Origin of the sequence: uncultured Corynebacterium sp. (assembly GCF_945649885.1) — a bacterium.
GTDB lineage: Bacteria > Actinomycetota > Actinomycetes > Mycobacteriales > Mycobacteriaceae > Corynebacterium.
In genome coordinates this window covers 1-26589 of sequence record NZ_CALZFS010000024.1, presented here as the reverse complement: position 1 = coordinate 26589, position 26589 = coordinate 1, and the positions used below count along the sequence as shown (strand labels likewise).

The 26589-nt window shown below is 58.1% G+C and carries 26 protein-coding genes and 1 pseudogene; 15 read left to right on the top strand and 12 right to left on the bottom strand.

Features of this window, described 5'->3' with window-relative positions:
• Together Q0M74_RS04300 and tkt are read right to left on the bottom strand one after the other, a co-directional pair.
• Window positions 1-270, bottom strand: a 270-nt coding sequence (locus Q0M74_RS04300) for a transaldolase family protein (protein ID WP_293951822.1), incomplete at its 3' end; no start/stop codon positions are given.
• Between the two features lie 155 nt (window positions 271-425).
• The gene (gene tkt, locus Q0M74_RS04295) at window positions 426-2519 is read right to left on the bottom strand and encodes a transketolase (RefSeq protein WP_293951820.1); all 2094 of its coding nucleotides are present in this window, start codon (window positions 2517-2519) and stop codon (window positions 426-428) included.
• A gap of 815 nt (window positions 2520-3334) precedes the next feature.
• Between tkt and Q0M74_RS04290 the strand changes: the two genes are divergently transcribed.
• Complete coding sequence (locus tag Q0M74_RS04290) at window positions 3335-4309, top strand: heme o synthase (protein ID WP_293951824.1); 975 nt, start codon at window positions 3335-3337, stop codon at window positions 4307-4309.
• A gap of 49 nt (window positions 4310-4358) precedes the next feature.
• Here the strand turns inward: Q0M74_RS04290 and Q0M74_RS04285 are convergent, their stop codons facing one another.
• From Q0M74_RS04285 to mptB, 6 genes are all read right to left on the bottom strand, one after another.
• Window positions 4359-4787: a hypothetical protein gene (locus tag Q0M74_RS04285; protein WP_293951819.1), complete on the bottom strand. Its 429-nt coding sequence runs from the start codon at window positions 4785-4787 to the stop codon at window positions 4359-4361.
• Window positions 4784-5764: a quinone oxidoreductase gene (locus Q0M74_RS04280; protein WP_293951818.1), complete on the bottom strand. Its 981-nt coding sequence runs from the start codon at window positions 5762-5764 to the stop codon at window positions 4784-4786. Before Q0M74_RS04280 ends, Q0M74_RS04285 begins: the two co-directional genes overlap by 4 nt.
• 122 nt (window positions 5765-5886) lie before the next feature.
• Complete coding sequence (locus tag Q0M74_RS04275) at window positions 5887-6912, bottom strand: heme A synthase (protein ID WP_293951817.1); 1026 nt, start codon at window positions 6910-6912, stop codon at window positions 5887-5889.
• A gap of 145 nt (window positions 6913-7057) precedes the next feature.
• Window positions 7058-7852 (bottom strand): ABC transporter permease, encoded by a 795-nt coding sequence (locus Q0M74_RS04270; RefSeq protein WP_293951816.1) that lies wholly within the window; start codon window positions 7850-7852, stop codon window positions 7058-7060.
• A gap of 3 nt (window positions 7853-7855) precedes the next feature.
• On the bottom strand, window positions 7856-8827 hold the full coding sequence (locus Q0M74_RS04265) for an ABC transporter ATP-binding protein (RefSeq protein WP_293951823.1): 972 nt from the start codon (window positions 8825-8827) through the stop codon (window positions 7856-7858).
• Window positions 8828-8863: 36 nt separating this feature from the next.
• A complete protein-coding gene (gene mptB / locus Q0M74_RS04260; protein ID WP_293951815.1) occupies window positions 8864-10639 on the bottom strand; it encodes a polyprenol phosphomannose-dependent alpha 1,6 mannosyltransferase MptB in 1776 nt (591 codons plus the stop codon).
• A 341-nt stretch (window positions 10640-10980) separates the two neighbouring features.
• Here mptB and Q0M74_RS04255 point away from each other — a divergent pair, with 341 nt between their 5' ends.
• The 7 genes from Q0M74_RS04255 (at window position 10981) to Q0M74_RS04225 (ending at window position 17323) form a co-directional block, all read left to right on the top strand.
• Window positions 10981-11697: a metalloregulator ArsR/SmtB family transcription factor gene (locus Q0M74_RS04255; protein WP_293951814.1), complete on the top strand. Its 717-nt coding sequence runs from the start codon at window positions 10981-10983 to the stop codon at window positions 11695-11697.
• Window positions 11694-13139: a Fe-S cluster assembly protein SufB gene (gene sufB / locus Q0M74_RS04250; protein ID WP_293951812.1), complete on the top strand. Its 1446-nt coding sequence runs from the start codon at window positions 11694-11696 to the stop codon at window positions 13137-13139. Before Q0M74_RS04255 ends, sufB begins: the two co-directional genes overlap by 4 nt.
• Window positions 13140-13144: 5 nt before the next feature.
• The gene (gene sufD / locus Q0M74_RS04245) at window positions 13145-14323 is read left to right on the top strand and encodes a Fe-S cluster assembly protein SufD (protein ID WP_293951810.1); all 1179 of its coding nucleotides are present in this window, start codon (window positions 13145-13147) and stop codon (window positions 14321-14323) included.
• 100 nt (window positions 14324-14423) lie between these two features.
• A complete protein-coding gene (gene sufC / locus Q0M74_RS04240; protein WP_293951809.1) occupies window positions 14424-15182 on the top strand; it encodes a Fe-S cluster assembly ATPase SufC in 759 nt (252 codons plus the stop codon).
• Window position 15183: 1 nt separating this feature from the next.
• The gene (locus Q0M74_RS04235; protein ID WP_293951808.1) at window positions 15184-16452 is read left to right on the top strand and encodes a cysteine desulfurase; all 1269 of its coding nucleotides are present in this window, start codon (window positions 15184-15186) and stop codon (window positions 16450-16452) included.
• Window positions 16449-16895 (top strand): Fe-S cluster assembly sulfur transfer protein SufU, encoded by a 447-nt coding sequence (gene sufU / locus Q0M74_RS04230; RefSeq protein ID WP_293951807.1) that lies wholly within the window; start codon window positions 16449-16451, stop codon window positions 16893-16895. The genes Q0M74_RS04235 and sufU overlap by 4 nt, the downstream gene beginning before the upstream one ends.
• Window positions 16892-17323, top strand: coding sequence for a metal-sulfur cluster assembly factor (locus Q0M74_RS04225; protein WP_293951806.1), 432 nt, complete (start codon window positions 16892-16894; stop codon window positions 17321-17323). The genes sufU and Q0M74_RS04225 overlap by 4 nt, the downstream gene beginning before the upstream one ends.
• 70 nt (window positions 17324-17393) lie before the next feature.
• Here the strand turns inward: Q0M74_RS04225 and Q0M74_RS04220 are convergent, their stop codons facing one another.
• From Q0M74_RS04220 to Q0M74_RS04210, 3 genes are read right to left on the bottom strand one after another with little or no spacing between them, the layout of a single operon-like run.
• The gene (locus Q0M74_RS04220; RefSeq protein ID WP_293951805.1) at window positions 17394-18698 is read right to left on the bottom strand and encodes a lycopene cyclase family protein; all 1305 of its coding nucleotides are present in this window, start codon (window positions 18696-18698) and stop codon (window positions 17394-17396) included.
• Between the two features lie 10 nt (window positions 18699-18708).
• Window positions 18709-19428 (bottom strand): hypothetical protein, encoded by a 720-nt coding sequence (locus tag Q0M74_RS04215; RefSeq protein ID WP_293951804.1) that lies wholly within the window; start codon window positions 19426-19428, stop codon window positions 18709-18711.
• A 52-nt stretch (window positions 19429-19480) separates the two neighbouring features.
• Entirely contained in the window at window positions 19481-21034 is a 1554-nt protein-coding gene (locus tag Q0M74_RS04210; protein ID WP_293951803.1) for an NAD(P)H-hydrate epimerase, read from the bottom strand.
• A 168-nt stretch (window positions 21035-21202) separates the two neighbouring features.
• On the opposite strand from Q0M74_RS04210, the gene Q0M74_RS04205 reads away from it, so the two are divergent.
• The 7 genes and pseudogenes from Q0M74_RS04205 (at window position 21203) to Q0M74_RS04175 (ending at window position 25904) form a co-directional block, all read left to right on the top strand.
• Window positions 21203-21757, top strand: a complete 555-nt coding sequence (locus tag Q0M74_RS04205) for a hypothetical protein (protein WP_293951802.1) — start codon at window positions 21203-21205, stop codon at window positions 21755-21757.
• An 82-nt stretch (window positions 21758-21839) separates the two neighbouring features.
• Window positions 21840-23471, top strand: coding sequence for an ABC-F family ATP-binding cassette domain-containing protein (locus Q0M74_RS04200; RefSeq protein WP_293951801.1), 1632 nt, complete (start codon window positions 21840-21842; stop codon window positions 23469-23471).
• A 71-nt stretch (window positions 23472-23542) separates the two neighbouring features.
• Window positions 23543-23809: pseudogene (locus Q0M74_RS04195) on the top strand (excalibur calcium-binding domain-containing protein); the annotation flags it as partial.
• Between the two features lie 264 nt (window positions 23810-24073).
• Entirely contained in the window at window positions 24074-24247 is a 174-nt protein-coding gene (locus Q0M74_RS04190) for a CsbD family protein (RefSeq protein WP_293951800.1), read from the top strand.
• 154 nt (window positions 24248-24401) lie between these two features.
• Entirely contained in the window at window positions 24402-24908 is a 507-nt protein-coding gene (locus Q0M74_RS04185) for a DUF1990 domain-containing protein (RefSeq protein ID WP_293951799.1), read from the top strand.
• A gap of 63 nt (window positions 24909-24971) precedes the next feature.
• A complete protein-coding gene (locus Q0M74_RS04180; protein ID WP_293951798.1) occupies window positions 24972-25223 on the top strand; it encodes a PLDc N-terminal domain-containing protein in 252 nt (83 codons plus the stop codon).
• Window positions 25224-25238: 15 nt separating this feature from the next.
• Window positions 25239-25904, top strand: a complete 666-nt coding sequence (locus Q0M74_RS04175; RefSeq protein WP_293951797.1) for an NAD(P)H-binding protein — start codon at window positions 25239-25241, stop codon at window positions 25902-25904.
• A 2-nt stretch (window positions 25905-25906) separates the two neighbouring features.
• Here the strand turns inward: Q0M74_RS04175 and Q0M74_RS04170 are convergent.
• Window positions 25907-26589: glutamine amidotransferase (locus Q0M74_RS04170; protein WP_293951796.1), on the bottom strand; the 683-nt coding region annotated here is incomplete at its 5' end.

Genomic DNA, 26589 nt, shown 5'->3' with positions numbered 1-26589 from the left:
CAGGTCACAGGCGTCACGGACATCGTCGATGCTCATGGCGTACACGGCTTCGTCGACGGAAGCGCCAGCTGCCTTGAGCTGAGAGATCTGATCGTCGTAGGCGTTGCCCTTGCTCATGGCTGCGGCGAAGATAGCTGGGTTGGTGGTGACACCCACGATGGACTTCTCATCAATAACCTGCTGGAGGTTACCGGAGGAGATGCGGTCGCGGGAGAGATCATCCAGCCAGGTGGAGGTGCCGAGCTGAGAAAGGTCATCAATGTGTGACATGTGGAAAATTACCTCATTCTTTTCACAATCCCCGAGGGGACGTAGGTTTTGTATTCCTTTATACCTGTGCCAACAACAAACCCGGGGCTTGAAATTCCGGAGAATTCAAGCCCCGGGCTGTATGCGCACTACAGGTACGGTTTCCGGGCGAAGTGCTATGCGATGATGGACGCGCGCGCAGCCTCGAGAACAGCCTCGGTGGTGATGCCGAACTTCTCATACAGGGTCTGGTAGTCAGCAGAAGCACCGAAGTGCTCAATGGAAACTGCCTTGCCCTTGGTGCCGAGCCAGCGGTACCACGGCATGGCGATGGCTGCTTCAACGGAGACGCGAGCGGTCACTGCAGATGGCAGGACAGACTCGATATACTCTGCGTCCTGTTCAGCAAACCAGTCCATGCAAGGTACAGAGACAACGCGGGCTGCAACACCCTCCTTCTCGAGAGCCTTGGCTGCTTCCACGGCGATCTGGACCTCGGAGCCGGAGCCCATGAGGATGACGTCCGGGGTTTCCTTGGAAGCCTCAACCAGGACGTAGGCGCCACGACGGACACCGTCGAGAGCCTTCTCCTTGGTGCCTTCCAGAACCGGAACGTTCTGACGGGTCAGCGCCAGACCCTTCGGGCCCTCCTTGTACTCGAGGGACGCACGCCATGCAGCGGAGGTCTCGTTGGCGTCGGCTGGACGCAGGATGGACAGGTTCGGGATCGCACGCAGGGCAGCGAGGGTCTCCACCGGCTGGTGGGTAGGGCCATCTTCGCCCAGGCCGATGGAGTCATGGGTCCAGACATAGTAGGCGTCGGTGCCCTGGAGGGCAGCCAGACGAACAGCCGGACGCATGTAATCGGAGAAGATCAGGAAGGTGCCGCCGTAGGGGCGGGTGCCGCCGTGCAAGGCGATACCGTTCATGATCGCACCCATGGCGTGCTCACGGATACCGAAGTGCATATTGCGACCATAAGGCTCAGCAGACCAGGTGTCAGTGGAGATGGACTGAGGGCCGAAGGAAGGCTCCCCCTTGATCACGGTGTTGTTGGAACCAGCCAGGTCAGCGGAACCGCCCCAGAGCTCAGGGAGGGTCTTGCCCAGTTCCTGCAGCACGGCCTCAGAGGCCTTACGGGTGGCAAGACCCTTGGCATCCGGCTCCCAGGTTGGGAGGTTGTCGGCGAAGCCCTCAGGCAGTGCACGGGTGATCAGACGCTCATGGAGTGCCTTGGCCTCAGGGTTGGCCGCAGCCCACTCGTCGTACTTGGCCTGCCATGCGGCCTTCTGCTCTGCCACGCGCTCAGAAAGGGCACGGGTGTGAGCGATGACCTCATCATCGATGTGGAAGTGCTTCTCTGGATCAAAGCCCAGCACCTCCTTGGTTGCTGCAACCTCATCGGCACCGAGGGCAGCACCGTGGGAAGCACCGGTGTTCATCATGGTCGGTGCTGGGTAGCCGATGATGGTGCGCAGACGGATGAAGGTAGGGCGGGTGGTGTCCTTCTTCGCCTCTTCCACAGCAGCCTCGATGGCAGCGACGTCCTCGCCACCCTCGATCTCGATGGTCTGCCAGCCGTAAGCCTTGTAGCGGGCGACAACATCTTCGTTGAAGGCGATCTCGGTGTCGTCCTCAATGGAGATGCGGTTGTCATCCCAAAACACGATGAGGTTGCCCAGCTGCTGGGTACCTGCCAGTGAGGAGGCCTCGGAGGTGACACCCTCCTGAAGATCACCATCGGAGGCGATGACGTAGATGTGGTGATCGAAAGGGGACTCGCCCTCAGCAGCGGTCGGGTCGAAGAGACCACGTTCGCGCCGAGCAGCCATGGCCATGCCTACAGCGGATGCCAACCCCTGACCCAGTGGGCCGGTGGTGATCTCAACACCATTGGTGTGGCGGTACTCAGGGTGACCAGGGGTCAGGGAATCCCAGGTGCGCAGCGCCTTGAGATCATCCATCTCGAGGCCGAAGCCTGCAAGGTAGAGCTGGATGTACTGGGTGAGGGAGGTGTGTCCACAGGAGAGGACGAAGCGGTCGCGTCCAGCCCAGTTAGTGTCGGCCGGGTCGACGTTCATGACGCGCTGGTAGAGGGTGTAGGCCAGCGGAGCCAGGCTCATTGCTGTTCCCGGGTGTCCGGATCCACAGTTTTCGACTGCGTCTGCGGCAAGAACGCGGACGGTGTCCACAGCCTTGGTATCCACATCGGACCAATCGGATGGATAATTGCGTTTGGTGAGCGCCTGAAGTTCAGGTGACAGCGTCAAGATGGTCAATCCTTCCTGGTTTCAAACCGGGACGAAGTTGGAATTTCGTGCAAGTGGGCCCTGAGATCAGAGCCCGTTCTTATATCTTCCGTTAAGTTGCCCACACCACGGCAACGCACAGGACCAACCAAAAGGCTGGGGGAGTGCGACCCCGAACTGTGAACGTTCAACACCTCTAACCATAGTGATGTTGTTCCCATTTTATAACTAGGTGTGCCTCAAACGACTTAAAAGTGTGATCAAATGAGAATATTCTTGCATTGTCCTGGCCTTTTGTCGAATCCTTAGAGGTGCAAAAGCATGGATGGTTAATCGAGAGACGTTCCCGTACCGGATTCCGGACAGGCAATGAACACTTCAGCAAGCCTGGGACATTCCGATAGTTCACAGCCTCAGACCTGGCCGGGTGGGCCAGGGCAAGGTCTAAGCTGTATCCGCGCCGGGGTGGTGGCAGTTCGATTCCTGCAGTGTGATGCAAATCAGTCTGTCTTAATCTTTATCGGGTACTGCTGGTCTGTCATTAAGGTGACCCACACCAAACGATTACTCAAAACCGAGTCAGGGACGATACCATGGCTAGGTCTGGTTGTAGTCGGTCTCCTATAAATTGCTCGACGATTGTTAGGCGTTTAGTGCTGTGCGCGCTCTCTGGGATAAAACCCACTGATCTGGAATCAGGGAAAATCTGATTCCCCCAAGGCTTGTGAAGCAAACTGATACCCGTCGGGAACTTTTCAGTACATGCATCCGACTAGTGGGCCGTGCGCTGACATGAACGATCATCATCCATGATGGTTCCGCGTGCAGACAAGTACATGAATGATTTTTCAATAGCAACGTTGTGGAGGAATAAACCCTTGGAGACGATCAAGGCCTATATTGCGCTTACGAAGCCCAGGGTCATCGAACTCCTCCTTGTTGCCACCATCCCCGCCATGCTTCAGGCAGAGCGCGGGGAAAACAATATCCTTCTCATCCTCCTCACCGTTGTCGGTGGTTGGATGGGTGCCGCTGCAGCCAACACCTTCAACATGGTGGCGGATTCGGATATTGACCAGCGCATGGGACGGACACGTGCCCGCCCGCTGGTCAAGCACACGGTGAGCAATCGGGATGCCTCAATCTTTGCCTGGGTTCTGACAGTTGTCAGTTTCCTCTGGCTTTGGCTGCTGTGTAATTCGCTGACCGCAGCGGTGTTCGTCATGATCACGATCGCCTTCTACATCTTCGTGTACACGAAGTGGCTGAAGCGACGCACCCATATGAACATCGTGTGGGGTGGAGCAGCAGGCTGTATGCCGGTGGCTGTTGGTTGGGCTGTGATCGTGGACCAGTTCCCTGAGGGCATGCCTCAGCAGTGGTGGCAGGCAATTGTCCTGTTCCTCATCATCTTCTTCTGGACCCCACCACACACCTGGGCTCTGGCCATGAAGTACCGCGAGGACTACAAGGCTGCCGGTGTTCCCATGCTTCCGGTGGTACGCACCCCGGTCCAGGTCACCCGTCAGATCGTCTGGTACTCCGTGGCTACCGTCCTGGTGACCTTCCTGCTGGTACCAGCAGCGGGCTGGATCTATGCGGCGGCGGCGGTCCTCTCCGGACTTGCCTTCCTGATCATGGCGATCAAGCTGCACCTGGGAATCAAGAACGGTGCAGAGGTCAAGCCTCTGAAGCTGTTCATCCTCTCCAACAACTATCTGGCCGTGCTGTTCGTGGCACTGTCGGTGGATGCGGTTCTCGGTATTGAGACCATCGGTGAGATGCTCGGCTGGACCACCACCTTCTTCTAAGGTCTTGAAACCTCAAAAAGGAGGCTGTGAACACACCATAAAAATGTGTTCACAGCCTCCTTTTTGCGTTTCCTCCCTGCGCTTTAACGCGCTTATGTTCCAGGTATAAGGCAAGCCCGCGGCGTATCAGGACAGCCAGCCCCGCCAGCACAATTCCGGGACTGAGAAAGACACTGGCCAATCCCAAGACCATCATCTCATCAGAGCCGAAGAAGGTATAAGAGAACAGGATGAGGCCACCTGCGATATAGGCCAGATCAAAGCGGAAGGTGGTGATCCGGGCAAAGAGCAGCGGCCAGCTCACCAGGAGGGAGACAACACCTGCGATCAGGAGCATGACCCCCATGAAGTGTTGGTTGGAAAATTCATCATTCGCGGTTACCACCAGCAGGTATCCGATAATGATGCCAGCCAGCTCAATGAAGGGGAATATTAAGTACCCAGCGCTGTGGAGGCGCGGATACCTGCTGGAGATCATTTGCCCCCTTCGTCCTGTGGTACCCGCAGCACGATGGATCCGGTGGTCACGCGGTTGTGGAGATCACGGTGGGCGCTGGCGGCGTCATCAAGCTCATAGGTCCCGGTCACCCGCAGCCGCAGGGTGCCGTCCACGATGGCCTGGGTGACAGCCTGGGCGCGTTTGGCGAACTCGCCTTCCTCGGAGATCCAGGCACCCAGCGATGGGCGGGTGAGGAAGATGGAGCCATGGGTGTTGAGCAGTTGGGGATCGAAGGGTTCTACAGGGCCGGAGGCCGCACCGAAGAGACAGACGGTGCCGCGGGGGCGGACTGCCTCGAGGGATTCACTGAAGGTGGTTTTACCCACACCGTCATAAACCACGTCCACGCCATTGCCACCATTATGTCGGCGGACCTGTTCGGCCAGATTCTCGGAATAACGGAAGACTTCCGTGGCGCCAGCATCCAGTGCCAGTTCTGCTTTCTCATCGGTGGAGACCACACTGTAGACCCGTGCTCCGGCTGCCGCGGCCATCTGGGTGGCCAACAAACCCACACCACCGGCACCGGCGGTGATCAGGCAGGAATCCCCTGCTTTGAGGGGGAAGACACCATGGGTGAGGTAATGGGCTGTCATGCCCTGCAGCAGCATGGAGGCAGCTACCTCTGGACCGACACCCTCTGGGACGGCGACGAGTCGGTCACGGGGCACACAGACCTGTTGTGCATAGGAACCGGAGGCGCCATACCAGGCCACCTTGGTACCAGCGGCGATCTGCCCGAGGGGGTCATGCAGCACCCGACCGGTGCCCTCATTACCGGGGATGAAGGGCAGGCGGGTGTGATAAGTCCCGTCGCGGTAATAGGTGTCGATGTAGTTGACGCCGACCATGGCCACGCTGACCAGAACCTGATCATCAGTGGGGACCGGGGCATCAACGTCAGTGTATTCGAGGACCTCTGGTCCACCTGTGCGGGAAATCTGGATTGCCTTCATGGTTTCCACATTAACCATTCCGCCTGATCCGGGTGGGGAAATGACTCAGTGGGCACCGGTTCCATCCTCCGGTACCCACTGTTTCCTTACTCCTTATTCGGTATGCCCCTAAGCACAGACTCTTACTTCTGTGCAGTCTTTGCCTCAGCGATGAGCTCATGCTTGAGGTCACCATCAGGGGAGCCGGTGGTAACGGCTTTGCCACCCTCGCGAACCCAGCCCTGGGCCCACATCAGGGAGGTGAAGGCCACGACAACGGAGGATATGGCGATGTGGGCCGGGACGGTCCAGCGTGGCACACCCATGTTGTACTGCAGGATGCCGATGCCGCCCTGGATCAGGATGAAGAGGATAAGGAGAATACTGATGCGCTGGACGCTCTTCGGGGCACCCGCCCGGTAGACGCCGGCGACAACGATGATGGTGAAGAAGAGGTAGACGTACATGGAGTAACCGTGGACGTGGGCGATCCAGTCAATATCGACATCCAGACGTCCATCCATGCCGATGTTGGCATCACCGGAGTGTGGGCCAGCGCCGGTGGTCATAGTGCCGGTGGCCAGAACAACGAGCAGAGCAACGGCGCCGACCATGGCGATGTTGCGGATCCAAGAGGGGAAAATCTGCACCTTCTCACCATCATCGGGCTCGCCGATGCGGGTATAGAGCAGTGCCGCCAGCCAGACCAGCAGCATGGAGGGCAGGAAGTGCAGGGCCACGGCGTACCAGTGCAGATCCACCAGGACGGAGATGCCACCGATGACTGCCTGGATGATGATGCCGATGCCCTGGATGAAGGCATGGACCTTGATCTCCTTGCGTCGCTTAGCAGCAACAACTGCGAGGAAGACCGCCAGTGCGGCAGCAGCCAGCACGAAGGTGAGCAGACGGTTACCGAACTCAACCGCCTGGTGGATCCAGGGTGCAGCACCGGCAACAGGGACCAGGGAACCCTCGTGGCACAGTGGCCAGGTGTCACAGCCGAGGCCGGAACCGGTGACACGCACGATGGAGCCCGTGACGGTGATACCTCCCTGGAAGATCAGCAGCAGAAGAGCAAGAAGACGCTGCACTTTGATCGTTGGCGCCCAGGATGCAATGGGCTTCACATCAACGGGCTGATTTGAGGGGGCAATCGAAGTAGACACACAGGTCATGATAGCCCCTTGGCTCTGATTCCCAAGAATTGAAAAGTCCCCTGCACACAGTGGCGTTTACCACGTTGTGGGCAGGGAACTTTCAGGGGATCTCAACCGACAAGTAGAGATCAGGAGGGTTGGATGAACTGTGGTTTTACTTGGCGGTGAAGCTGAACCAGCGGTTGGCAGCAAAGCCGGCCACCAGCAGCCACACGCTCAGGATGCCCAGCTGCATCCAGGGGATCTCGCCGGCAAAGGCATTGACCATGCCTTGGGCGAGTGCGACAGATGGCACGATGGACAGAGCACCATCGGCGTTGACCTCGGGGGAGAAGACCGCCCAACCGGCGATGCCGGTCATGATGACCCAGACCAGGTTGGCCAGTGCCAGCACCATCTCAGAGGACAGTGTTCCACCCATGAGCAGGCCTAGGGAAGTGAAGGCAGCGACACCGATGAGCAGGGTGAAAATACCCAGCAGGGTGCCGGTGATCGTGGCAGTCCAGCCGAGAATCAACGCGGTGGTGCCCAGGATGATGATCTGTACAACGGTCACCGCAAGGACTGCGATGACCTTGCCGAAGACAATCGTCCAGGCAGGAACGCCACTGGCGCCGGTGCGCTTCAAAGCCCCATAACGACGGTCAAAGGCAAGGGAAATGGCTTGACCTGTGAAGCCGGAGCTCATGGAGGCCACCGCCATGATGAAGGGGAAGGTCATGGCCAGTGGATTATCGCCGACACCCGGGACCAGATCAAAACGCGCCAATGCGATCAGGCCAACCAGGGGGATGAAGAGATTGAGCAACTGCTGCTCTCCATGGCGCAGGAAAAGGAAGGACTCTACCTTGCCCTGGGCCGCCAGCATGCGGACTGCCGAGGCACGCTTGGGCGCCGGGGTGAAGGTTCCAGGGGTGAATCGGGTTGCTCCGGTGGTGTTGCTGCTCATGGCCTAACTCCTCAGCTCTTTGCCGGTGATGTCGAGGAATACATCCTCTAGGGATCGGTGATCTGTGCTGAGTCTGCTGATCAGGACATTTTGCTCAGCAACCGCAGCGGTGATCTGGGAAATCAGCGCAGGGGTCGGGTCAGCCTTCAAGGTATAGGCGAGCGGACGGCTCGCACGCACCTTCACATGCTCCAGGCCACGGGCCTTGAGCTTGTCGACCAGTGTTTCCACATCCAGGGCAGCGGTGGTCTCCAGGGAGATGGTGCCACCTAATTCCTTGCCCTGGCTGGTCAGCTGTTCCGGGGTGCCCTGGGCGACGATCTGCCCCTGATCAATGATGATCACGTGGTCGGCCAGTGCCTCGGCCTCATCCATTAGGTGGGTGGTGAGGACAACGGTCACGCCATCACGGCGGAGATCGTTGATCAGGTCCCACACCATGTTGCGGGACTGGGCGTCCATGCCGGCGGTGGGTTCATCTAGGAAGATGATCTCCGGACGGCCGATCAATGCCAACGCCAGGGAGAGTCGCTGCTGCTGGCCACCGGAGAGCCTGCGGTAGGTGGTTCTCCGGGCGTCTTTGAGCCCAACAATCTCCAGTAACCATTCCGGGTCATGGGGATTGTCATTGTAGGACGCTGCCAGTCGGAGCATCTCACCCACGCGGATACCACTATAGGATCCACCACCCTGCAACATGATGCCGATGCGACGACGCACCTGATCAGGCTGGGTGGTGGGATTGATGCCGAGCACACTGATCTCGCCGGAGGTGGGGGTGGTAAAACCCTCACACATCTCAATCGTGGTGGTTTTGCCAGCACCATTAGGACCCAGCAGGGCCAGTACCATGCCGCGTTCCACACTGAACGACAGTTCATTGACGGCGGTCTTGTTTCCGAAACGCTTGACCACCTTGTCCACCACGATGGCGGGGAGGGTTGGTGCGTCGGTAGGGGTATCGTCCGCAGTCATGGCGCGGTGAGCCGGAAACTTGGATGTCACGATTGATCAGTCTAAACCAAAGGTTGGAGACCGATCACGTCGGCTCATCACCCACCACCCGATGGTGACCACGACCACGAAGCCGATCAGTGATCCCAGGTAGATGGTGAAAATCGTGTCAGCGGGCAGTGCCAGTCCACGCGGCAGCACAAAGAAACTGAAGGCGGTGGAGTAGGCCACCACACCGATCTGGAAGAACAGGCGGTTGGCCCAGGGGGCGAGGGGGACAATGGCCCACAACATGTACCAGGGATGTACCACGGGGAAGAGGATGACCAGGATGAAGGTGGCAACGCCCAGTCCGCCGATGGGGTGGATGCGGCCACGGTAGGTGGCAAAGAGCATGCGGATCATGAATCCGCCGGCCACGAGGATACCTGCTGCGCGGGTGACGCTGAGGATCGCGGAGGTGTGATCACCCAGGCCGAGGTTCATCGCGATGAACCCTGAGATGACGCCGATGTCAGTGGTGATGGACATCCAGCTGCGGATACTTGCCGCACCACCCTGGCCGGTGACCCAACCCAACCCGATGCCGGTGATCAGTGTTGCCAGGGCCACGCTGACCACCAGCAGGACCACCTGGATCAGGGCAGCGATACCGACCGAGAACACATGGCCACGCCCACGGGCATGGAATTCACGGGCCACAGCCATACCGATGAAGCCCAAGGCGATGAAACCAGTAACCTTCACCATTCCGGCGCAGGACAGCAGTGCACCACTGGCCATCAGGTGGAATGTGGCAGGGCCCCAGAGGCCGGTCCGGACGCGGTCCGCACCTCGGAGTCCGATCTCCACACCAACCAGCATCAGGCCGAGCAGGATGGATTCATTATGGATTCCACCGATGAGGTGGAGGATGAGCAGGGGATTGAGGATACCCAGCCAGATGGCCACTGCCTCCGGCACCCGGCAGCGGTGTGCCAGCATGGTCACGCCCCATCCGGCAGCAAGCACACCCAGTAGGGATACGATGCGGTGGCCGAAAACCCCGGCCACAATGCTGTCATTGGTGATCACACTGATCAATGAGGCAATCCCCAGTGAGACCGGACCATAGGGAGAGGGGGACTGCGCCCAGATGAAGGGCACAGATCTGGCCAGATGATTATCAGGCCCGAGAAGTTCCAGTGGTCCACCGGCATAGGGATCCATGCCGTGGGCAACGGAAGACCCTTGTGCCAGGTAAGAGTAGATGTCCTGGGTGAACAGGGGGGCAGTCAGCATGATGGGTGCCACCCAGGCGATGAAGGTGCGTCGCAGCATCGGAAGACTGACCCTGGCGGGGTTGCTGTCGCGTCGTGTGATGGACACACCGGTAAACGGTGCCATCAGTACCCAGGCGAGAACCAGCAGGCCCACACCGATAAGCACAACCATTGATGAAGTTTGCAGCATACGCCCCATGAAGTTGCCACCGGGGAAATCCACATAGGGGTTGTTCACCACAGGGAGTGCACCAGCGCCGAGTGCTCCGAAGGCAATCAGGAGGGAGCCAACCGTGCCGATATAGCGCAGGCGCAGGAAGCGCTGCTGTTCAATCGCATTGAACGTAGTCGCCGTGGGTCTGCGCGGTGGGGTGCTAGGTGGTGGGGCATCGACAAGCTGCGTTGTTGCAGGGTCGCCCTCGCCGATGTGGAGGGTGGCGGAACGTGAACCGGCACTGCCGATGCGGGGAAGTTCTTCAAAAATAGAGCGGAAAGGCCGCGGAACTCGATTCAGCCAGGTTCGTTCCTGTCCGGATTCTGCGTCAATTGGTTGCTTCTGGCCCTCTGTCACGCGTTGTAGTCTACGCACCGCGATAGGAGATCCAACGATTCGGGCGCCGGTGAAACACAGGGTTTTATTCGCAAACATATAAATGTGGCACAAATCTCACTATTTGACTTTAGTGAGGAAAAGTCAGGCCGTTTATTGTCCAGTATGCGTTGCGCTGCACAAATAAGGTCACCCTTTAAGAAATTAGGCTTGACTGACCTTGTCCCTATTGATGAAGTTCCCGCTGGTTAGCGTGGGTGGGATTGGACACGGGAATAGAATTAGGGAACACTTGTGTTGTCTAAAGATGTAAGTGAAATAACCGCGAGCAATCATAAACTTCAACAAGTGGAGGTGAACCAGTGGGAGAAGCAAAAACCGACCGTTTAGACCGTGAGGTGCCAGTCGCCGAGGGGGATACGCGCCGGAACATCATGCTGATTCTTCTGGAACAAGCCCCGGTGACTGCTTCCGAAATTGCGGAACAACTTCAGCTTTCAACTGCAGGAGTGCGCAGACACTTAGACAATCTGGCAGAAGACGGACTGATCGAGGCCACGAAGGCCCGACAGAATCCATATGAGCCCAAAACGCGTGGCAGGCCGGCAAAGTCGTACCGGCTCACCCCGCAGGGACGTTCAATCTTCGGCCACGAATACGACACCCTCGCAGCCTCGGCGTTAGCCATCCTCCGTGAATTCGGCGGGGATGAGGCCGTGCGGGAGTTTGCACGGAGGCGGATCGCCACGATCGTCCAGGAGGTCACTCCAGCGGACGTGAGCGAACAGTCAATCAGGGACACAGCCAAATCACTGGTTGATGCTTTCAGCAAACATGGTTATGCAGCTACAGTCGACGCCGTCGGTAACGGCCTGCAGATCTGCCAACACCATTGCCCCATCTCCAACGTGGCCACGGAATTTCCGGAGCTATGTGAGGCGGAGCATGCAGCAGTCTCAGAACTGCTGGGGCAGCATACGCAGCCGCTCGCGACCATCGCGGACGGACACGGCATCTGCACAACAAATATTCCATTGACACCCATCAAACACACTCCTGATGAAAGGAGCGGATCATGACTTCGGCTACTACGAATCCAGGGGCAATTGAGCCCATGACCGATGACCAGATTATCGATTCAATCGGTCCATACAACTACGGTTGGCACGACTCTGATGACGCTGGTGCGTCTGCAAAGCGTGGCCTCAGCGAGGCTGTCGTTCGCGATATCTCCGCAAAGAAGGACGAGTCCGAGTGGATGCTCCAGCAGCGTCTGAAGGCACTCTCCATCTTCGACAAGAAGCCAATGCCAACCTGGGGTGCTGACCTCTCCGGCATCGACTTCGACCGGATCAAGTACTTCGTCCGCTCCACCGAGCGTCAGGCACAGTCCTGGGAAGATCTGCCCGAGGACATCAAAAACACCTACGACCGCCTGGGCATCCCAGAGGCCGAGAAGCAGCGTCTCGTTGCCGGTGTCGCCGCTCAGTACGAGTCTGAGGTTGTCTACCACCAGATCCGTGAGGACCTGGAGGAAAAGGGTGTCATCTTCATGGACACCGATACCGCACTCAAGGAGCACCCTGAGTACTTCAAGGAGTACTTCGGTTCTGTCATCCCAGCTGGTGACAACAAGTTCTCTGCACTGAACGCAGCAGTCTGGTCTGGTGGATCCTTCATCTACGTCCCGCCGGGAGTCCACGTGGACATTCCGCTGCAGGCTTACTTCCGCATCAACACCGAGAACATGGGTCAGTTCGAGCGCACCCTGATCATCGTTGATGAGGATGCCTACGTTCACTACGTCGAGGGCTGTACCGCCCCGATCTACAAGTCTGACTCCCTGCACTCCGCAGTCGTTGAGATCATCGTGAAGAAGGGTGGACGCTGCCGCTACACCACCATTCAGAACTGGTCCAACAACGTCTACAACCTGGTGACCAAGCGCACCAAGGTTGAAGAGGGTGGCACCATGGAGTGGGTCGATGGCAACATCGGCTCCAAGGTCACCATGAAGTACCCGGCTGTCTGGATGACCGGCCCACACGCCAAGGGCGAGGTTCTCTCCGTTGCCTTCGCCGGCGAGGGACAGTTCCAGGACACCGGCGCCAAGATGACCCACATGGCTCCGTACACCTCCTCCAACATCGTGTCCAAGTCTGTGGCACGTGGTGGCGGACGCGCAGCCTACCGCGGTCTGGTTCAGATCAACGCAAACGCACACCACTCAACCTCCAACGTTGAGTGTGACGCACTGCTGGTGGACAACATCTCCCGCTCTGACACCTACCCGTACAACGACATCCGCAACGACCACGTGTCCCTCGGACACGAGGCAACCGTGTCCCAGGTCTCTGAGTCTCAGCTGTTCTACCTCATGAGCCGTGGACTCACCGAAGAAGAATCAATGGCGATGATTGTTCGCGGCTTCGTTGAACCAATTGCGAAGGAACTCCCCATGGAGTACGCACTTGAGCTCAACCGCCTGATCGAACTGCAGATGGAAGGATCGGTGGGCTAAGCCCAATGACTGAAGTAGCAACTGTTAACGCCGCCACCCCGCACAACACCAAGGGTGACGTATTCTCCTCCTTCAACGTGGAGGATTTCCCGATCCCACGTGGACGCGATGAAGTCTGGCGCTTCATTTCCCTGCGCCGCATCCGTGGACTGCACAATGGCGAATTCGCCACTGCGACCACCCCGGATGTCAAGGTTGAAATCCCAGCTGACGCTGTGGGTGCAACCCATGAGGTGGTTGGCCGCGACGACGAGCGCCTCGGCCGCGCTGGAGCTCCAGTGGACCGTGCAGCAGCACAGGCTTGGACCTCCATGGAGCAGGGTGACGTCCTCACCTTCGCCAAGAACACCCAGAATCCGAGCCCGGTCATGATCACCGTGACCGGCAAGGGTGACGATGTCACCTCATTCGGTGCCATCTCCATTGAGGTTGAGTCCGGCGCAGAGGCCATCGTGGCACTGCAGTACGTCGGCTCCGGTACCCACGCAGATAACGTGGAGTTCATCATCGGCGACAACGCTCGCCTGACCGTGATCACCGATACCCACTGGAACCACGACGCCGTCCACCTGAGCAATCAGCGTGCACAGCTCGGCCGTGACGCAACCCTGCGCCACACTGTCTCCACCTTCGGCGGCGAGGTTGTCCGCATCGTCCCAAGCGTGCGTTTCACCGCACCTGGTGGAGATGCAGAGATGCTCGGCGTCTACTTCGCAGATGATGGACAGTACTTCGAGCAGCGTCTGCTGATCGACCACGCCGTTCCAAACTGCCGCTCCAACGTTCTGTACAAGGGTGCACTCCAGGCAGACAAGGATTCCGACAAGCCAGAGGCCCGCACCTGCTGGGTCGGAGATGTCCTGATCCGTGCCAACGCACACGGCACCGACACCTACGAGGCCAACCGTTCCCTGGTTCTGACCGAAGGCGCACGCGCCGACGCCATCCCGAACCTGGAGATCGAAACCGGTGAGATCGCCGGTGCAGGCCACGCAGCAACTGTTGGTCGTTTCGATGACGAGCAGGTCTTCTACCTGCAGGCACGTGGCATCCCGGCTGAAGAGGCACGTCGCCTCATCGTCCGTGGCTTCTTCAATGAGGTCATCAACCAGGTTCCAGTTGACTCCATCCGTGAGGAACTGGAAGACCGAGTTACCTCAGAACTCGCCATTCTCGGAATGTAGGCACTCATACAAGGGGTGACTGCGGTACGCCCAGCGCCCCTTGTTGTAGCCAGCACTTTTTGTACAGATCCGTTCTTAACCTGAAAGATTGTCTTAAAACATGAGCACTCTTGAAATCCGCAACCTGCACGCACAGGTCCTGCCTTCCGACGCATCCGAAGAGCCAAAGGAAATCCTGAAGGGCGTCAACCTCACCATCAACTCCGGTGAGATCCACGCCATCATGGGCCCTAACGGCTCCGGCAAGTCCACCCTGGCCTACACCATCGGTGGACACCCACGCTACGAGATCACCCAGGGCGAGGTGCTTCTCGACGGCGAGAACATCCTCGAGATGGAAGTTGACGAGCGCGCACGCGCAGGCGTCTTCCTGGCCATGCAGTACCCAACCGAGGTCCCAGGCGTCTCCGTTGCCAACTTCCTGCGTTCCGCAGCAACCGCCATCCGTGGCGAGGCACCGAAACTGCGCGAGTGGGTCAAGGAAGTCCGCTCCGCTCAGGAAGCACTCGCAATTGATCCGGAGTTCTCCAACCGCTCCGTCAACGAAGGCTTCTCCGGTGGAGAGAAGAAGCGCCACGAGGTTCTGCAGCTCGACCTGCTGAAGCCAAAGTTCGCGATCATGGATGAGACCGACTCCGGCCTGGACGTTGACGCACTGCGCATCGTTTCGGAGGGCATCAACTCCTACAAGGAGGAGACCAACGGCGGTATCCTCATGATCACCCACTACAAGCGCATCCTGAACTACGTGGAGCCAGACTTCATCCACGTGTTCTCCAACGGTCAGATCGTCACCACCGGTGGCCCAGAGCTCGCTGACAAGCTCGAGGCTGACGGCTACGACCAGTTCATCAAGTAACATGTCCGATTTCCTCAAAGAAGACGGAACTCTCAACGTCGCGCGGATCCGGGAAGAATTCCCGATTCTCTCGCGCACGGTGAGGGATGGCCAGCCACTGATCTACCTGGACTCAGGCGCAACTTCACAGCGTCCCGAGCGGGTCTGGCGTGCGGAGGAGAAGTTCGTCCTGCACACCAACGCCCCGGTTCACCGTGGTGCCTACGAGCTCGCTGAGGAAGCAACGGATGCCTACGAAGGCGCACGCGATAAGATCGCAGCCTTCGTCGGCGCAGACCAGGAAGAGATCGCGTTCACCAAGAACGCCACTGAAGCCCTCAACCTGGTCGCCTACACCTTGGGCGATGATCGCGCGGGCGTTCACCGAGTCCAGGCCGGTGACACCGTTGTGGTTACAGAGCTTGAGCACCACGCCAACCTGGTTCCGTGGCAGGAACTCTGCCGCCGGACCGGTGCCACCCTGAAGTGGTACAAGGTTGACCAGGATGGTCGCATTGATCTCGATTCTCTCGATCTCGATGAGACCGTCAAGGTTGTTGCCTTCACACACCAGTCAAATGTGACCGGTGCGGTGGCGGATGTGGAGGAGATGGTGCGCCGTGCGCGCGCCGTCGGCGCTTTGGTCGTACTCGATGCCTGCCAGTCGGTTCCACACATGAAGGTGGATTTCCACGCACTCGACGTTGACTTCGCGGCGTTTTCCGGGCACAAGATGCTGGGACCAAGCGGCGTTGGCGTTGTGTACGGGAAAAAAGAGCTTTTCGACGCCCTCCCTCCCTTCATCACCGGCGGCTCTATGATCGAGATCGTCACCATGGAAGGTTCCACCTTCGCGCCAGCTCCCCAGAAGTTTGAAGCAGGCACCCAGATGACCAGTCAGGTCGTCGGACTCGGTGCGGCAGTTGAACTCCTGGATGAGATCGGCATGGAGGCCATCGCAGCCCACGAACATGTACTCACTGACTATGCACTGGAGAAACTCCAGCAGATCAGCGGTGTGACAATCGTGGGTCCGAAGACCTCTGAGAACCGGGGAAGCGCCATCAGCTTCACCGTTGAAGGTGTCCACCCACATGATCTGGGTCAGGTCCTGGATGATCAGGGCGTGTCCATCCGTGTCGGTCACCACTGCGCGTGGCCGGTACACCGTTGCATGAACGTACAATCGACGGCACGAGCATCGTTCTATCTCTACAACACCGTGGAGGAGATCGATCGCCTTGTTGAAGCCATCGATAAGGCCAAGAAGTTCTTTGGAGTTGAATCATGAGACTTGAGCAGATGTACCAGGAGGTGATCCTGGATCATTACAAGCATCCACAGCACAAGGGACTTCGGGATCCATTCGATTCCGAGGTGCACCACGTCAACCCATCATGCGGTGACGAGTTGACCCTGCGTGTGAAGCTTTCTGATGACGGAACAACTGTTGAGGATGTGTCCTACCATGCGGAAGGGTGCTCCATCAGCCAGGCGTCCACATCTGTTATGGCAGAAGAGATCCTCGGCCGCTCAGTCGAGGAAGCCATGACCAAGCTCCAAGAGTTTGAAAAAATGATCGTTTCCCGTGGCCAGGAAGAAGGCGACGAGGACATCATCGGAGACGGCATTGCCTTTTCCGGTGTTGCCAAGTACCCGGCACGCGTCAAGTGCGCGCTGCTTGGCTGGAAAGCTTTCCAAGCGGCTACCGCTGAGGCATTGGAGGAAAAATGACCGAGCAGAATACTGACCAGACCACTGAGTCTGTAGATACCACGGAAGAGCAGGAGAGCTCTGCCACCTTCCAGTCCCCGGAAGCTCAGCGTCCTGAGCAGTCCGAGGAAGACCTGGCCAAGGCCAGTGACGTCGAGGAGTACATGCACGACGTCATTGACCCTGAACTGGGCATCAATGTGGTCGACCTCGGCCTTGTCTACGATGTGTACATCATCAACGGCAACGAGGCTCACATTGACATGACCCTGACCTCACCAGCCTGCCCGCTGACTGATGTCATCGAGGACCAGGCACGCCAGGCTGTCGTCGGCAGCGGTGTGGTTGAGAAGATGTCCCTGAACTGGGTCTGGATGCCACCATGGGGTCCACACATGATCACCGAAGAAGGACGCGCCCAGCTGCAGGCCCTTGGCTTCGCAGTCTAGGATTCTCCCTCTTTGGGGTATCCCATGAGAAAACCGCTGTTCCCCGCGTGGAACAGCGGTTTTCTTCATTTCAGGGCTTCTTGATGAGTGCGGCGGGAAGGTGCTGGAATACTGTAAAAGCAGTGGAGGGGTGGCTACGGAACTGTCTCAGGATGATCTTCACCATCACTTTTGCGGTGATCCGGGGATTGGTGCAGATCAGATAATCAAGGAGATTTTTTTCCGGCAGGTTCAGGATGGTGGTGAAGAATTCCCGGTACTGAGCAGGGGAGAAGCGCAGAAGAATGTTGAGGCCAAGGGTCCTTAAGTGCTGGTTGAGCCACCAGCTCTTCGGAGTGGGTGTTTTCCCCGCCAGAACACGGTCCAACATGGCGTCGGTATGCGCCAACACCGTGCCCACGCTGTAACCGGTGGCCGGGTGGATCCAGCCGGCAGCGCCACCGATATGGGCCTCACCGGCCATTCCCGAGCCACCCCAGGGGCCAGCCAGGAATCTCAGGTCAAGCCAGGACCCCTGGATGAAAGGGATCATGGACAGCGCCAGGCCAAGCCGTGTACGAGGGCGGTCATCGGGGAGACGGTGCGGGCCCAGCGGGAAGTCCACCACCTCTGATCGCAGGATGTCGTCTGTGTTGATGCGCAGGTGGTCCAGGCGGGCTGAGTTCTTCTCCTCCAGATGGGCAATGAGTGCCTCCGGGATGCCAGTACTGGCCAGGATGGTTTCCTCGATCAGCCAGGTGCCATCACCTAGTGGAATGCGGTAACTGAAGGTCACCGGGGTGCTGTCGTCATAACCGGGTAGCTGTGAGAAGTCCATGAGCACACCCTGGCGTTGACCCTCCGGAATTGAGCTTTCAGGAACAACGACGCCATAGGCCAGTTGACGGGCTGTCATGGTGGACTGGGGGACAGAGACAAGCAGGTGACTGAGCTGGCCTGGGCTGTCAGATTCATCCATCATCACCGACACCTGCTCATCGGGGTTCGGACGGAACAAGCTCCTCAACCTCTGAAGGCGTGACCGGGTGTCGCCAGCAGGCCCGGAGTACCTCACGGACACCGCAGGCCAGGCTTTCTCCCGCACCACCTCAAAACCATCAAGTGTCTGTTCCCACCCTGGGGCCAGCACCACATACTCCGAAGCAAGGATCCGGGTACTTGCTTGGATGATTACGGCAGGCTGAAACCGTGAGGCCACTGCCTCCTCTGGGAACCATTCGGGTAACTGTGAGGCCCACAATCCGACCGTGGAAGGAGCATTAACCCCCCGGGGATCAATGCCGACGACATCCAGGCCACGTTGTGCCGCACGGTGTGCTGCCACTGCACCGGAGGGACCAAGACCGAGTACCGCGAGAATAGGGGACTGCTTCATGATTCTGAGGCTAGTTCAGCACACAGCCGGTGAGAAAAGCAGCATTGGCTGGATGCGGGAAGAAGGTGGAGATACGATCCTCCAGTAGACCTGCATCCTCACCGAATAAGTCACGATCAGCCTGTGCACGCTCCTCAAGTGAAGCCACACATGACTCGACTTTTTCACCAAAACCTGCGTCATAGGGAACATCCACGATCGCTGCAAAACCACCATCATTGAAGGAGCGGTCCGCCATCGTGGCCAACACAACATAACCAACAAGCACGATGACCACGAGGGACTTGAAACAACCACCCTTCTTCTGACTGTTATTCCTATTGGCTGCCCTAGCCTCATTCCACTGCCGTTGCCTGGCATTGGCAGCTGCCTGCTTATCTTCGACCTGGGCAGAGGGGCGTTGTTGAACCAGGGACTCGGTATGCAACTGTGCGTCTTGTGTGGCCCGCTGTGCCTGGGCATAACGAGCACCCTGATCCTTCACATCAGCAACAAGGGAGGCGGAGACATCCTTCAACATCGAAGGCTCAAGACCATATTTGCGTAGTTCCGCATAGAGTTCAGTGTCGCTGGGTGGTGCTGCGAAACGCATGACCATGCTTCCCCGCTGATACTCATTGAGGAAGTAGGAGACCATATAGTCCCGGCCCTCGGCGGTCTTGCTGGTATCTGCACCCGGATCAGTGTTCATGGTGGTCCGGTAGCGGATTCTGCGCTGTTTCGCATTCATGCCCCCACCCTAAACAAACACTGGCTTATCTGCTGAAGTGGGGTGGACATGATCAGGGACGCTGCTGGGCGATGTCGGTAGCCCGGATAGGCCAATGTGATTGAAGTTTCCGCATCCGTTGACAGCTGAGTGCGAGTGCCATGTAGGGATGACTCACCGCGCACAGGCCAGCGAGGACAGCCTCAATGCCCTGTACCTTCCCCAGCGGCACCACCGGATCAAAGTGCCTATAGCTGCAACTGCCGGGGTTGAAGACATCAGGATAAGAAATGTGAATCATGCCGTCGCCAAGCTGAACCACGGTGGCCCAGGCACCGAGTGCATCCATGAACTCATCTGCTGCCTGCTTGTGTGGGAACACGATGGTGTCAGCTGAGCGTTCCTGGATCAACCCCAGCAGGTCAGCTTGCCTGAGAGTATCTGCGGCGCGTGGACCGAGAACAACTTGTTCCTCATGTTTCAGCACGTCCCTGAGGACTTCTACATCCCGTGTCTCCACAATCCAGGCGTTTGGTGGTGTGGACATGGCTGTGCTGATGTCGGTGTGCATCTCGACATCAGGATGCTGGGCGACCAAGTGGGTTGTGCTGGATGATTCAGCCACCAATGTGAGGTGATGCCAGGTGGCGATGCCACGAAGTCCCTGGAGTGCCAGATCCCCGAAACCGACACAGTCCAGTTCGCCAATCACCACACCCACTGATTGCGGGTGCACGTATTTCAAGTCCGTAGTCAGGGACCTTCCTGCATCTTCAAGCATCGTGTTGGTGGTTGCTGGGATGATAAACCCAAGATCGGGGGCGATGAGCCGGCTGAATGAAGAGTGATAGTCATGTTCAACCTCAAGTCCACAGCTGGCAAGAAGTACCGCACCGCAGTGGTCCGTAGCGTGAACAGCGCGTAATGCTCCCAGCGCCAGTGTCACTGTCGGGGGATGGCGGTACCCACCGGGGAACGCCGTCTGACGTACAGATTCCCCATTCAGTAGCGGCAGCTCACCGGTGTCAGCCACCACCCCTGCGGGAACATCCACTGCCAATGAGGGGATTCCGGTGGAAATCTCAGCCCAGGCGGCCATCAGATCAGTGAGTACGCCCTCAAAACCACTGCCCACCATCGCCTCGATGATCAACCCGTGCCAGTGGTCGATAGCCTCCTCGATGATCTGAGCGCCGGTGATGATATTTCCACCCACAGCCACCAACTCAGCCAGGAGCGGTTTATTCTCATGACCCTCCGGATAATCCAGGGAGTAGCCCCGCTGATCGGGGAGCAACACCATGATGTCCACCTTGTGACCACGCATCGCCAGTACCCGCCCAACTCGTAGACCATCAGCTCCATTACCTCCGGGACCGGCGAGCAGGAGAATACGCTTCCTGCCACCGGCACACAGGGGACCTGCCAGCATCGCCTCCGCGACATCAGCGATGGCCACGGCAGCCATGTCATGAACACCCTGGCGCAGCGGACCGAAGTTCTCTAAACGCTCAACCAGTTGATCATCTATCACCCAACCTGCCTGATGATCTCCAGGCTTCGGTGGGGCAGCGGGAACCTGTTCAAGCGCAGCAGTGACCCTGGAGGTGGGGACGATATAAGGCATGTTCATGAGCCTAGTCATCACAAATCAGAGACGATTTCTTCTAGGCTTCCGGGGGATATTCGGGTACAGGGAACTCCGAATACAGAGATTAAGGAAAATAAACCTTATAACCATGTGAGAATTCATCATATGTATACTTACCCATATCCTTGGGACTCGTTCTTCTCGATGTTGATTCCCCTCGTCCTGGTTCCCACCCTGATCGGGGTGGTACTCATCTGGTGGCCGACACGCAAAGAACCTAAGTTCTCCACCTTTGCACCTCCCAAAACAGCCGGGGACAGGCCCTGGGTGGGGTGGTTAACAGGAGGACGCTTCGGCCTGTGGGCAACTGGACTCCTTGGCGGGGTCTTAGGTTTTCTCTCCGGAGCACTGTGGTTGAGCTGGTCAGCATCCGGCAATGACGGAACCTTCGTCGCGCCGGGGCTTCCAATGCCCGGCAACTTCCCTGTGTGGCAGGTAATCATATGTGGAGTAAGCGTTGTAGGAGCGGCAGTTTTTGCGTCGATAAGCTCCCGCCGCCTCATGCCCGGTGCCATAGCAGCAGCCCTGGGCACCGCTGCAGGGTTTTCCACATGGTTCGCCGCCGGCGCTGCTATGCCAGTGACCAGCCAGGAGGGGATCGGTGTCATGATGGCCATGGTCGGTACGACCTTCAGTCTCAGCATCATCAACTTTGTCGTGGCACTGATCCGCGCCGGGCAGATCAAACACAGGGTATAGATGCTGAGATCCTGCCTCTAGCTAGGCGATGAAGAAAGCATCATTGGTGCCCCAGCATGTGTCCTTGATACACTGAACGGTTGTGATTGTCACCAATGATTTAGAAGTGCGCGTTGGCGCTCGTACCCTCCTTAACGCACCGGGTCAGCTCCTCCGCGTTCAGCCCGGCGACCGCATCGGTCTCGTCGGCAGAAATGGTGCAGGAAAAACCACCACGATGAGAATCCTGTCCGGCGAAACCAAGCCGTACGGTGGTTCTGTGACGGTGGCCGGTGAAGTCGGATACCTCCCGCAGGACTCCCGCGAAGGCAACATCGAACAGACTGCCCGCGACCGAGTTCTCTCTGCCCGTGGTCTTGACCAGCTGCGATCCTCCATGGAACGCCAGCAGGAGATCATGGAGACCGCAACGGATCCAGGCAAGCTTGATACCGCCATCGGTAAGTACTCCAGGCTTGAGGAGCAGTTCCAAGCACTCGGCGGCTATGAAGCTGATGCTGAGGCAGCTCAGATCTGCGATAACCTCGGCCTTGAGGCACGCATCCTGGACCAGCAGCTGAAGACCCTCTCTGGTGGTCAGCGACGCCGCGTTGAGCTGGCACAGATCCTGTTCGCCGCCACCAACGGCTCCGGCAAGTCCAAGACCACCCTGCTTCTCGACGAGCCAACCAACCACCTGGATGCTGACTCCATCACCTGGTTGCGCGAGTTCCTCTCCAAGCATGAGGGTGGGCTCATCATGATCTCGCACGATGTGGAGCTGCTCCAGGCTGTGTGTAACAAGATCTGGTACCTGGACGCTGTGCGCAGCGAAGCCGATGTGTACAACATGGCCTTCGACAAGTACGTCGATGCCCGTGCACTCGATGAAGCACGTCGCCGCCGAGAACGTTCCAATGCTGAGAAGAAGGCCGGAGCCCTGAAGGACCAAGCCGCACGCCTGGGCGCCAAGGCAACCAAGGCTGCTGCCGCTAAGCAGATGATCGCCCGTGCAGAGAGGATGATCGACAACCTCGATGACATCCGTGCCTCTGACCGTGCCGCCAACATCGTCTTCCCGGAGCCTGCCCCCTGTGGCAAGACCCCGCTCAATGCCAAGGGTCTGACCAAGATGTACGGCTCCCTCGAAGTCTTCGCCGGCGTGGACCTAGCCATTGACAAGGGCTCCCGCGTGGTTGTCCTCGGCTTCAACGGTGCCGGTAAAACCACCCTGCTGAAACTGCTCGCAGGAGTGGAGCGTACCGACGGCGAAGGTGGCATCGTCACCGGCTATGGCCTCAAGATCGGCTACTTCGCCCAGGAACACGACACCATCGACCCAGACAAATCTGTATGGCAGAACACCATCGAAGCCTGTGCTGACGCAGATCAGCAGGGCCTGCGCAGCCTGCTGGGTTCCTTCATGTTCTCCGGCGAGCAGCTGGAACAGCCTGCTGGCACCCTCTCCGGTGGTGAGAAGACCCGTCTGGCACTGGCCACCCTGGTCTCCTCCCGTGCCAACGTGCTGCTTCTCGACGAACCGACCAACAACCTTGACCCCGTCTCCCGTGAGCAGGTCCTGGACGCACTGCGTACCTACACCGGTGCCGTTGTCCTGGTCACACACGACCCGGGCGCTGTCAAGGCACTTGAACCAGACCGCGTCATCGTGCTACCTGACGGCACCGAAGACCTCTGGAACGAGCAGTACATGGAAATCGTGGAGTTGGCATAACTTTTTAGGTTGTTTCCCCAGGCCATAATGGCCTGGGCATGTTTTCTTTCTATAGCAACTGACGAGTTGTCATTATGGCGGTGGGCGGACTCATCGCAGGTGGTATCAACTGGGCGGTCCAGCAGCGAATGATCCCAAACCCGCTGCCGGGAATCAGCCCAAACCCACCGGCCCCACGTAAGGCTGCTCCTGTACCAGCTTCGACAGCACGTTCTTACCGAAACTGTACTGAGGTTTGGAGCACCATCGGACGTTCAATCAAGCGCAGTGACGCAGGCTATGGTCACCACCTTGACCGGGATGATGACGGTGTGGGCTGCGAATCCCGCCCGCGCTGACACCTACTGCCGGACCGCCCTCTACAGGGTGGTCTTTTTGTATGGACTCCCCCGGGTACCGGTAGTGAGAAATATGCCATGAGACGGGCTAGAGAGTGCATACAGTGCACAACCTTGTTGGTTTCGTAGTTTTTTTGGTTGAAGGGTTGTCAATTAACTACCCATAACAACTGAGTCACGATCCTGTTTCACCCTCCACCAGATTCGAAAGAAGAGTTACCCTGGCTTGGTACGGCAATTCAATCGAGTGAGAGGAACAAAATCATGGGACTCGGCGACAAGATGAAGAATGCTGCTGAAAAGGTATCCGGCAAGGCTAAAGAAGCTGCCGGCAAGGCAAGCGACAACGAAAAGCTCGAGGCTGAGGGCAAGTTTGATCAGACCAAGGCTGGCGCTAAGGATGCAGTTGAAGATGCTAAGGATAAGTTCTCCAACTAGGCTCTTCTAAAAACTGGCTTCTACGCCCCTCACACCGTCATGGTGTGAGGGGCGTTTCGCGTGCGCACAGGCTCTTTCACCGCAGTGTCGTCCTATGGTGAAAGAGGATTGCCAGCAAGATATCCTTACTCACATTCAGCACAGGAGAATAACCGTGGCTTTTGAAGATCTGACCTACCCGGAGCACTTCCGTGGCCATGCGGTGCGTTTGCTCAAGGGGGAGTCGAGGCAATCACTCGGTTTGAATAAGTGGCAGATCACTGATGAGTTCATGGTTCTGGGACAGGGAAGAAAGTGCTTTGATGCGGCTGTGGAGCGACTGCTCACTTGGCAGGCACATCACTCAGCAGGAGTGAAGGTTCGGGAGACGGGGGAGAATCGACTTGAGTTGAGGTTCGGCCCCACATTGTCGCCCTGCCTAATTTTGGACAAGACCGTCGATGAGAACAGTGCACTGCTGGTGTACGGGACTCTTCCGGGCCATGTGGAAAGTGGGGAAGAGGCCTTCTTTATCAGCATTGATTCAGAGGGGACAGTGACAGGCCGATGCGTGGCTTTTTCGCGTCCCTCCTGGATCTGGGCGAGGATCGGAAAGCCCGTCGCCAGGCTGGTGCAGCTTTACATCACCCGCAGATATCTGCAGGGAATGAAAAGCAACTGACCTGCCGCGAATCAATATCCAACATCACAACATCAGAGCAGGCATCGGCCTATAATTAAGAACATGAGAAAAAATACCAAGTCGTGGAAGCAAACTGTGCAGTCCCTGCGTGCAGACTGGTTTGATCTTCCCACTGAACTGAGATTTCCCCTGGTGGGAGTGACTGTTGCGGAGCTGACAGCGAAGGCTGCCATGTGGGTCTCACTGTCACGCCGCCCCGCTGAAAAGGTCCGTGGCCCGAAGTGGTTGTGGGTGTTGGGCAGCTTCATCAATGGCATCGGTCCGGCGGCTTACTGGACGTTTGGCCGGAAGTAGCTAGGGTGGGGTCTTATGACAGACTCCAAGAACATTCTTCTCATCGGTGGCCACGGCAAGGTCGGGTTGCTCGCAACCCCTCTGCTTGTCGACGCCGCACTCAACGTCACTTCTCTATTCCGTAATCCTGACCACCAGCCTGAAATTGAGGGGCTCGGTGCCACCCCGCTCCTGCAGGACGTAACAACCCTGACTGTCGAGCAGTGGGCTGAGCTTCTTAGTCCATTTGATACTGTCATCTGGTCTGCAGGAAATGGTGGCAAGGCAGGTCCTGAGGTCACCTATGCTGTGGACCGCGATGCAGCGATCGCATCCATCGACGGCGCAGTCTCCCTGGGAGACAAAGCACCCCGCTACATCATGGTCAGCTACATCGGTGCCACCAAGCACAACGTGGACCCATCAGACTCCTTCTATGCCTACGCAGATTCAAAGAAGGCAGCAGATGAGCACCTGGCAACAACTGACCTGGACTATCTCATCCTGCGTCCAGCGGCGCTGACCATGGATGAGGTCAACGGTATTGCCGTCATTGAGGACGATCCGGCAGCCACCTGGGACCGTAACACCTCACGTCACCTCGTGGCTGAGGTCATCGCAGAGTTCGCGGCCCGGGAGTCCTTCCCTGACAATCGCGTCCTGCCCTTCGTCGATGGTGACGATAAGATCTCTGAGATCTAAAACTATTCCGTAATCGCCGGACGGTGGTACTCACTACCGTCGGCGGGGCGGATACCAGCACAGACCTCCACGAAGTTGCGCAATACGCGGTTGGCGTAGATCGCATCGACACTGGGTAGCCCTGAGATGATCTCGTCGTAGTCCTCAGGGGAGAAGTAGCCATAGTTGGCGTAGAAATCCATGCGGCTCTTCATCGCCAGCGCATCCATGTCGGCATGGAACTGCACCGCCCAGGTGGAGTTATTCGCTCGGACCATCTGTACGGGACAGGTGGGGCCGGTCGCTAGCACGCGGTGGCTGCTGGCAGCGGTGATCACATTCTCGGTATGGCCGGTGAATGAGGTGAAGGTGTCTGGCAGGTCGTGGGTGAGCACATCAAGCCTGCCATCATCAGTCAGGTGCACTGAGGTCGGCCCGGACTGCTCAGGATGGGTGCGGCCCACCTGGCCACCACCAAGGTGCGCCAGGAAGGTATTGCCGTAGCAGACGAACATGGTGGGCAGTGGCTGCAGGACAAGGGCGGCAAGCTCACGGTGAACATGATGCTGCCACTCGCTGTATTCGAAATTGGTGACATTGAGCGGGCTTCCGCCAACGATGACGCCGTCAAATCCAATCAGACTTCCCACCCTACTTTCGGTGGTGTCAAGCATTCGGGTGCTCAGTTCCTCAGGCTTGAGACCTG

Bases quoted from the DNA above. Each gene is read 5' to 3' on its own strand.
- Q0M74_RS04290 (WP_293951824.1), top strand. From the start codon at position 3,335: ATGAATGATTTTTCAATAGCAACGTTGTGGAGGAATAAACCCTTGGAG.
- Q0M74_RS04285 (WP_293951819.1), bottom strand. From the start codon at position 4,787: ATGATCTCCAGCAGGTATCCGCGCCTCCACAGCGCTGGGTACTTAATA.
- Q0M74_RS04280 (WP_293951818.1), bottom strand. From the start codon at position 5,764: ATGAAGGCAATCCAGATTTCCCGCACAGGTGGACCAGAGGTCCTCGAA.
- Q0M74_RS04270 (WP_293951816.1), bottom strand. From the start codon at position 7,852: ATGAGCAGCAACACCACCGGAGCAACCCGATTCACCCCTGGAACCTTC.
- Q0M74_RS04265 (WP_293951823.1), bottom strand. From the start codon at position 8,827: ATGACTGCGGACGATACCCCTACCGACGCACCAACCCTCCCCGCCATC.
- sufB (WP_293951812.1), top strand. From the start codon at position 11,694: ATGACTTCGGCTACTACGAATCCAGGGGCAATTGAGCCCATGACCGAT.
- sufD (WP_293951810.1), top strand. From the start codon at position 13,145: ATGACTGAAGTAGCAACTGTTAACGCCGCCACCCCGCACAACACCAAG.
- sufC (WP_293951809.1), top strand. From the start codon at position 14,424: ATGAGCACTCTTGAAATCCGCAACCTGCACGCACAGGTCCTGCCTTCC.
- Q0M74_RS04235 (WP_293951808.1), top strand. From the start codon at position 15,184: ATGTCCGATTTCCTCAAAGAAGACGGAACTCTCAACGTCGCGCGGATC.
- sufU (WP_293951807.1), top strand. From the start codon at position 16,449: ATGAGACTTGAGCAGATGTACCAGGAGGTGATCCTGGATCATTACAAG.
- Q0M74_RS04225 (WP_293951806.1), top strand. From the start codon at position 16,892: ATGACCGAGCAGAATACTGACCAGACCACTGAGTCTGTAGATACCACG.
- Q0M74_RS04220 (WP_293951805.1), bottom strand. From the start codon at position 18,698: ATGAAGCAGTCCCCTATTCTCGCGGTACTCGGTCTTGGTCCCTCCGGT.
- Q0M74_RS04215 (WP_293951804.1), bottom strand. From the start codon at position 19,428: ATGAATGCGAAACAGCGCAGAATCCGCTACCGGACCACCATGAACACT.
- Q0M74_RS04210 (WP_293951803.1), bottom strand. From the start codon at position 21,034: ATGCCTTATATCGTCCCCACCTCCAGGGTCACTGCTGCGCTTGAACAG.
- Q0M74_RS04205 (WP_293951802.1), top strand. From the start codon at position 21,203: ATGTTGATTCCCCTCGTCCTGGTTCCCACCCTGATCGGGGTGGTACTC.
- Q0M74_RS04190 (WP_293951800.1), top strand. From the start codon at position 24,074: ATGGGACTCGGCGACAAGATGAAGAATGCTGCTGAAAAGGTATCCGGC.
- Q0M74_RS04180 (WP_293951798.1), top strand. From the start codon at position 24,972: ATGAGAAAAAATACCAAGTCGTGGAAGCAAACTGTGCAGTCCCTGCGT.
- Q0M74_RS04175 (WP_293951797.1), top strand. From the start codon at position 25,239: ATGACAGACTCCAAGAACATTCTTCTCATCGGTGGCCACGGCAAGGTC.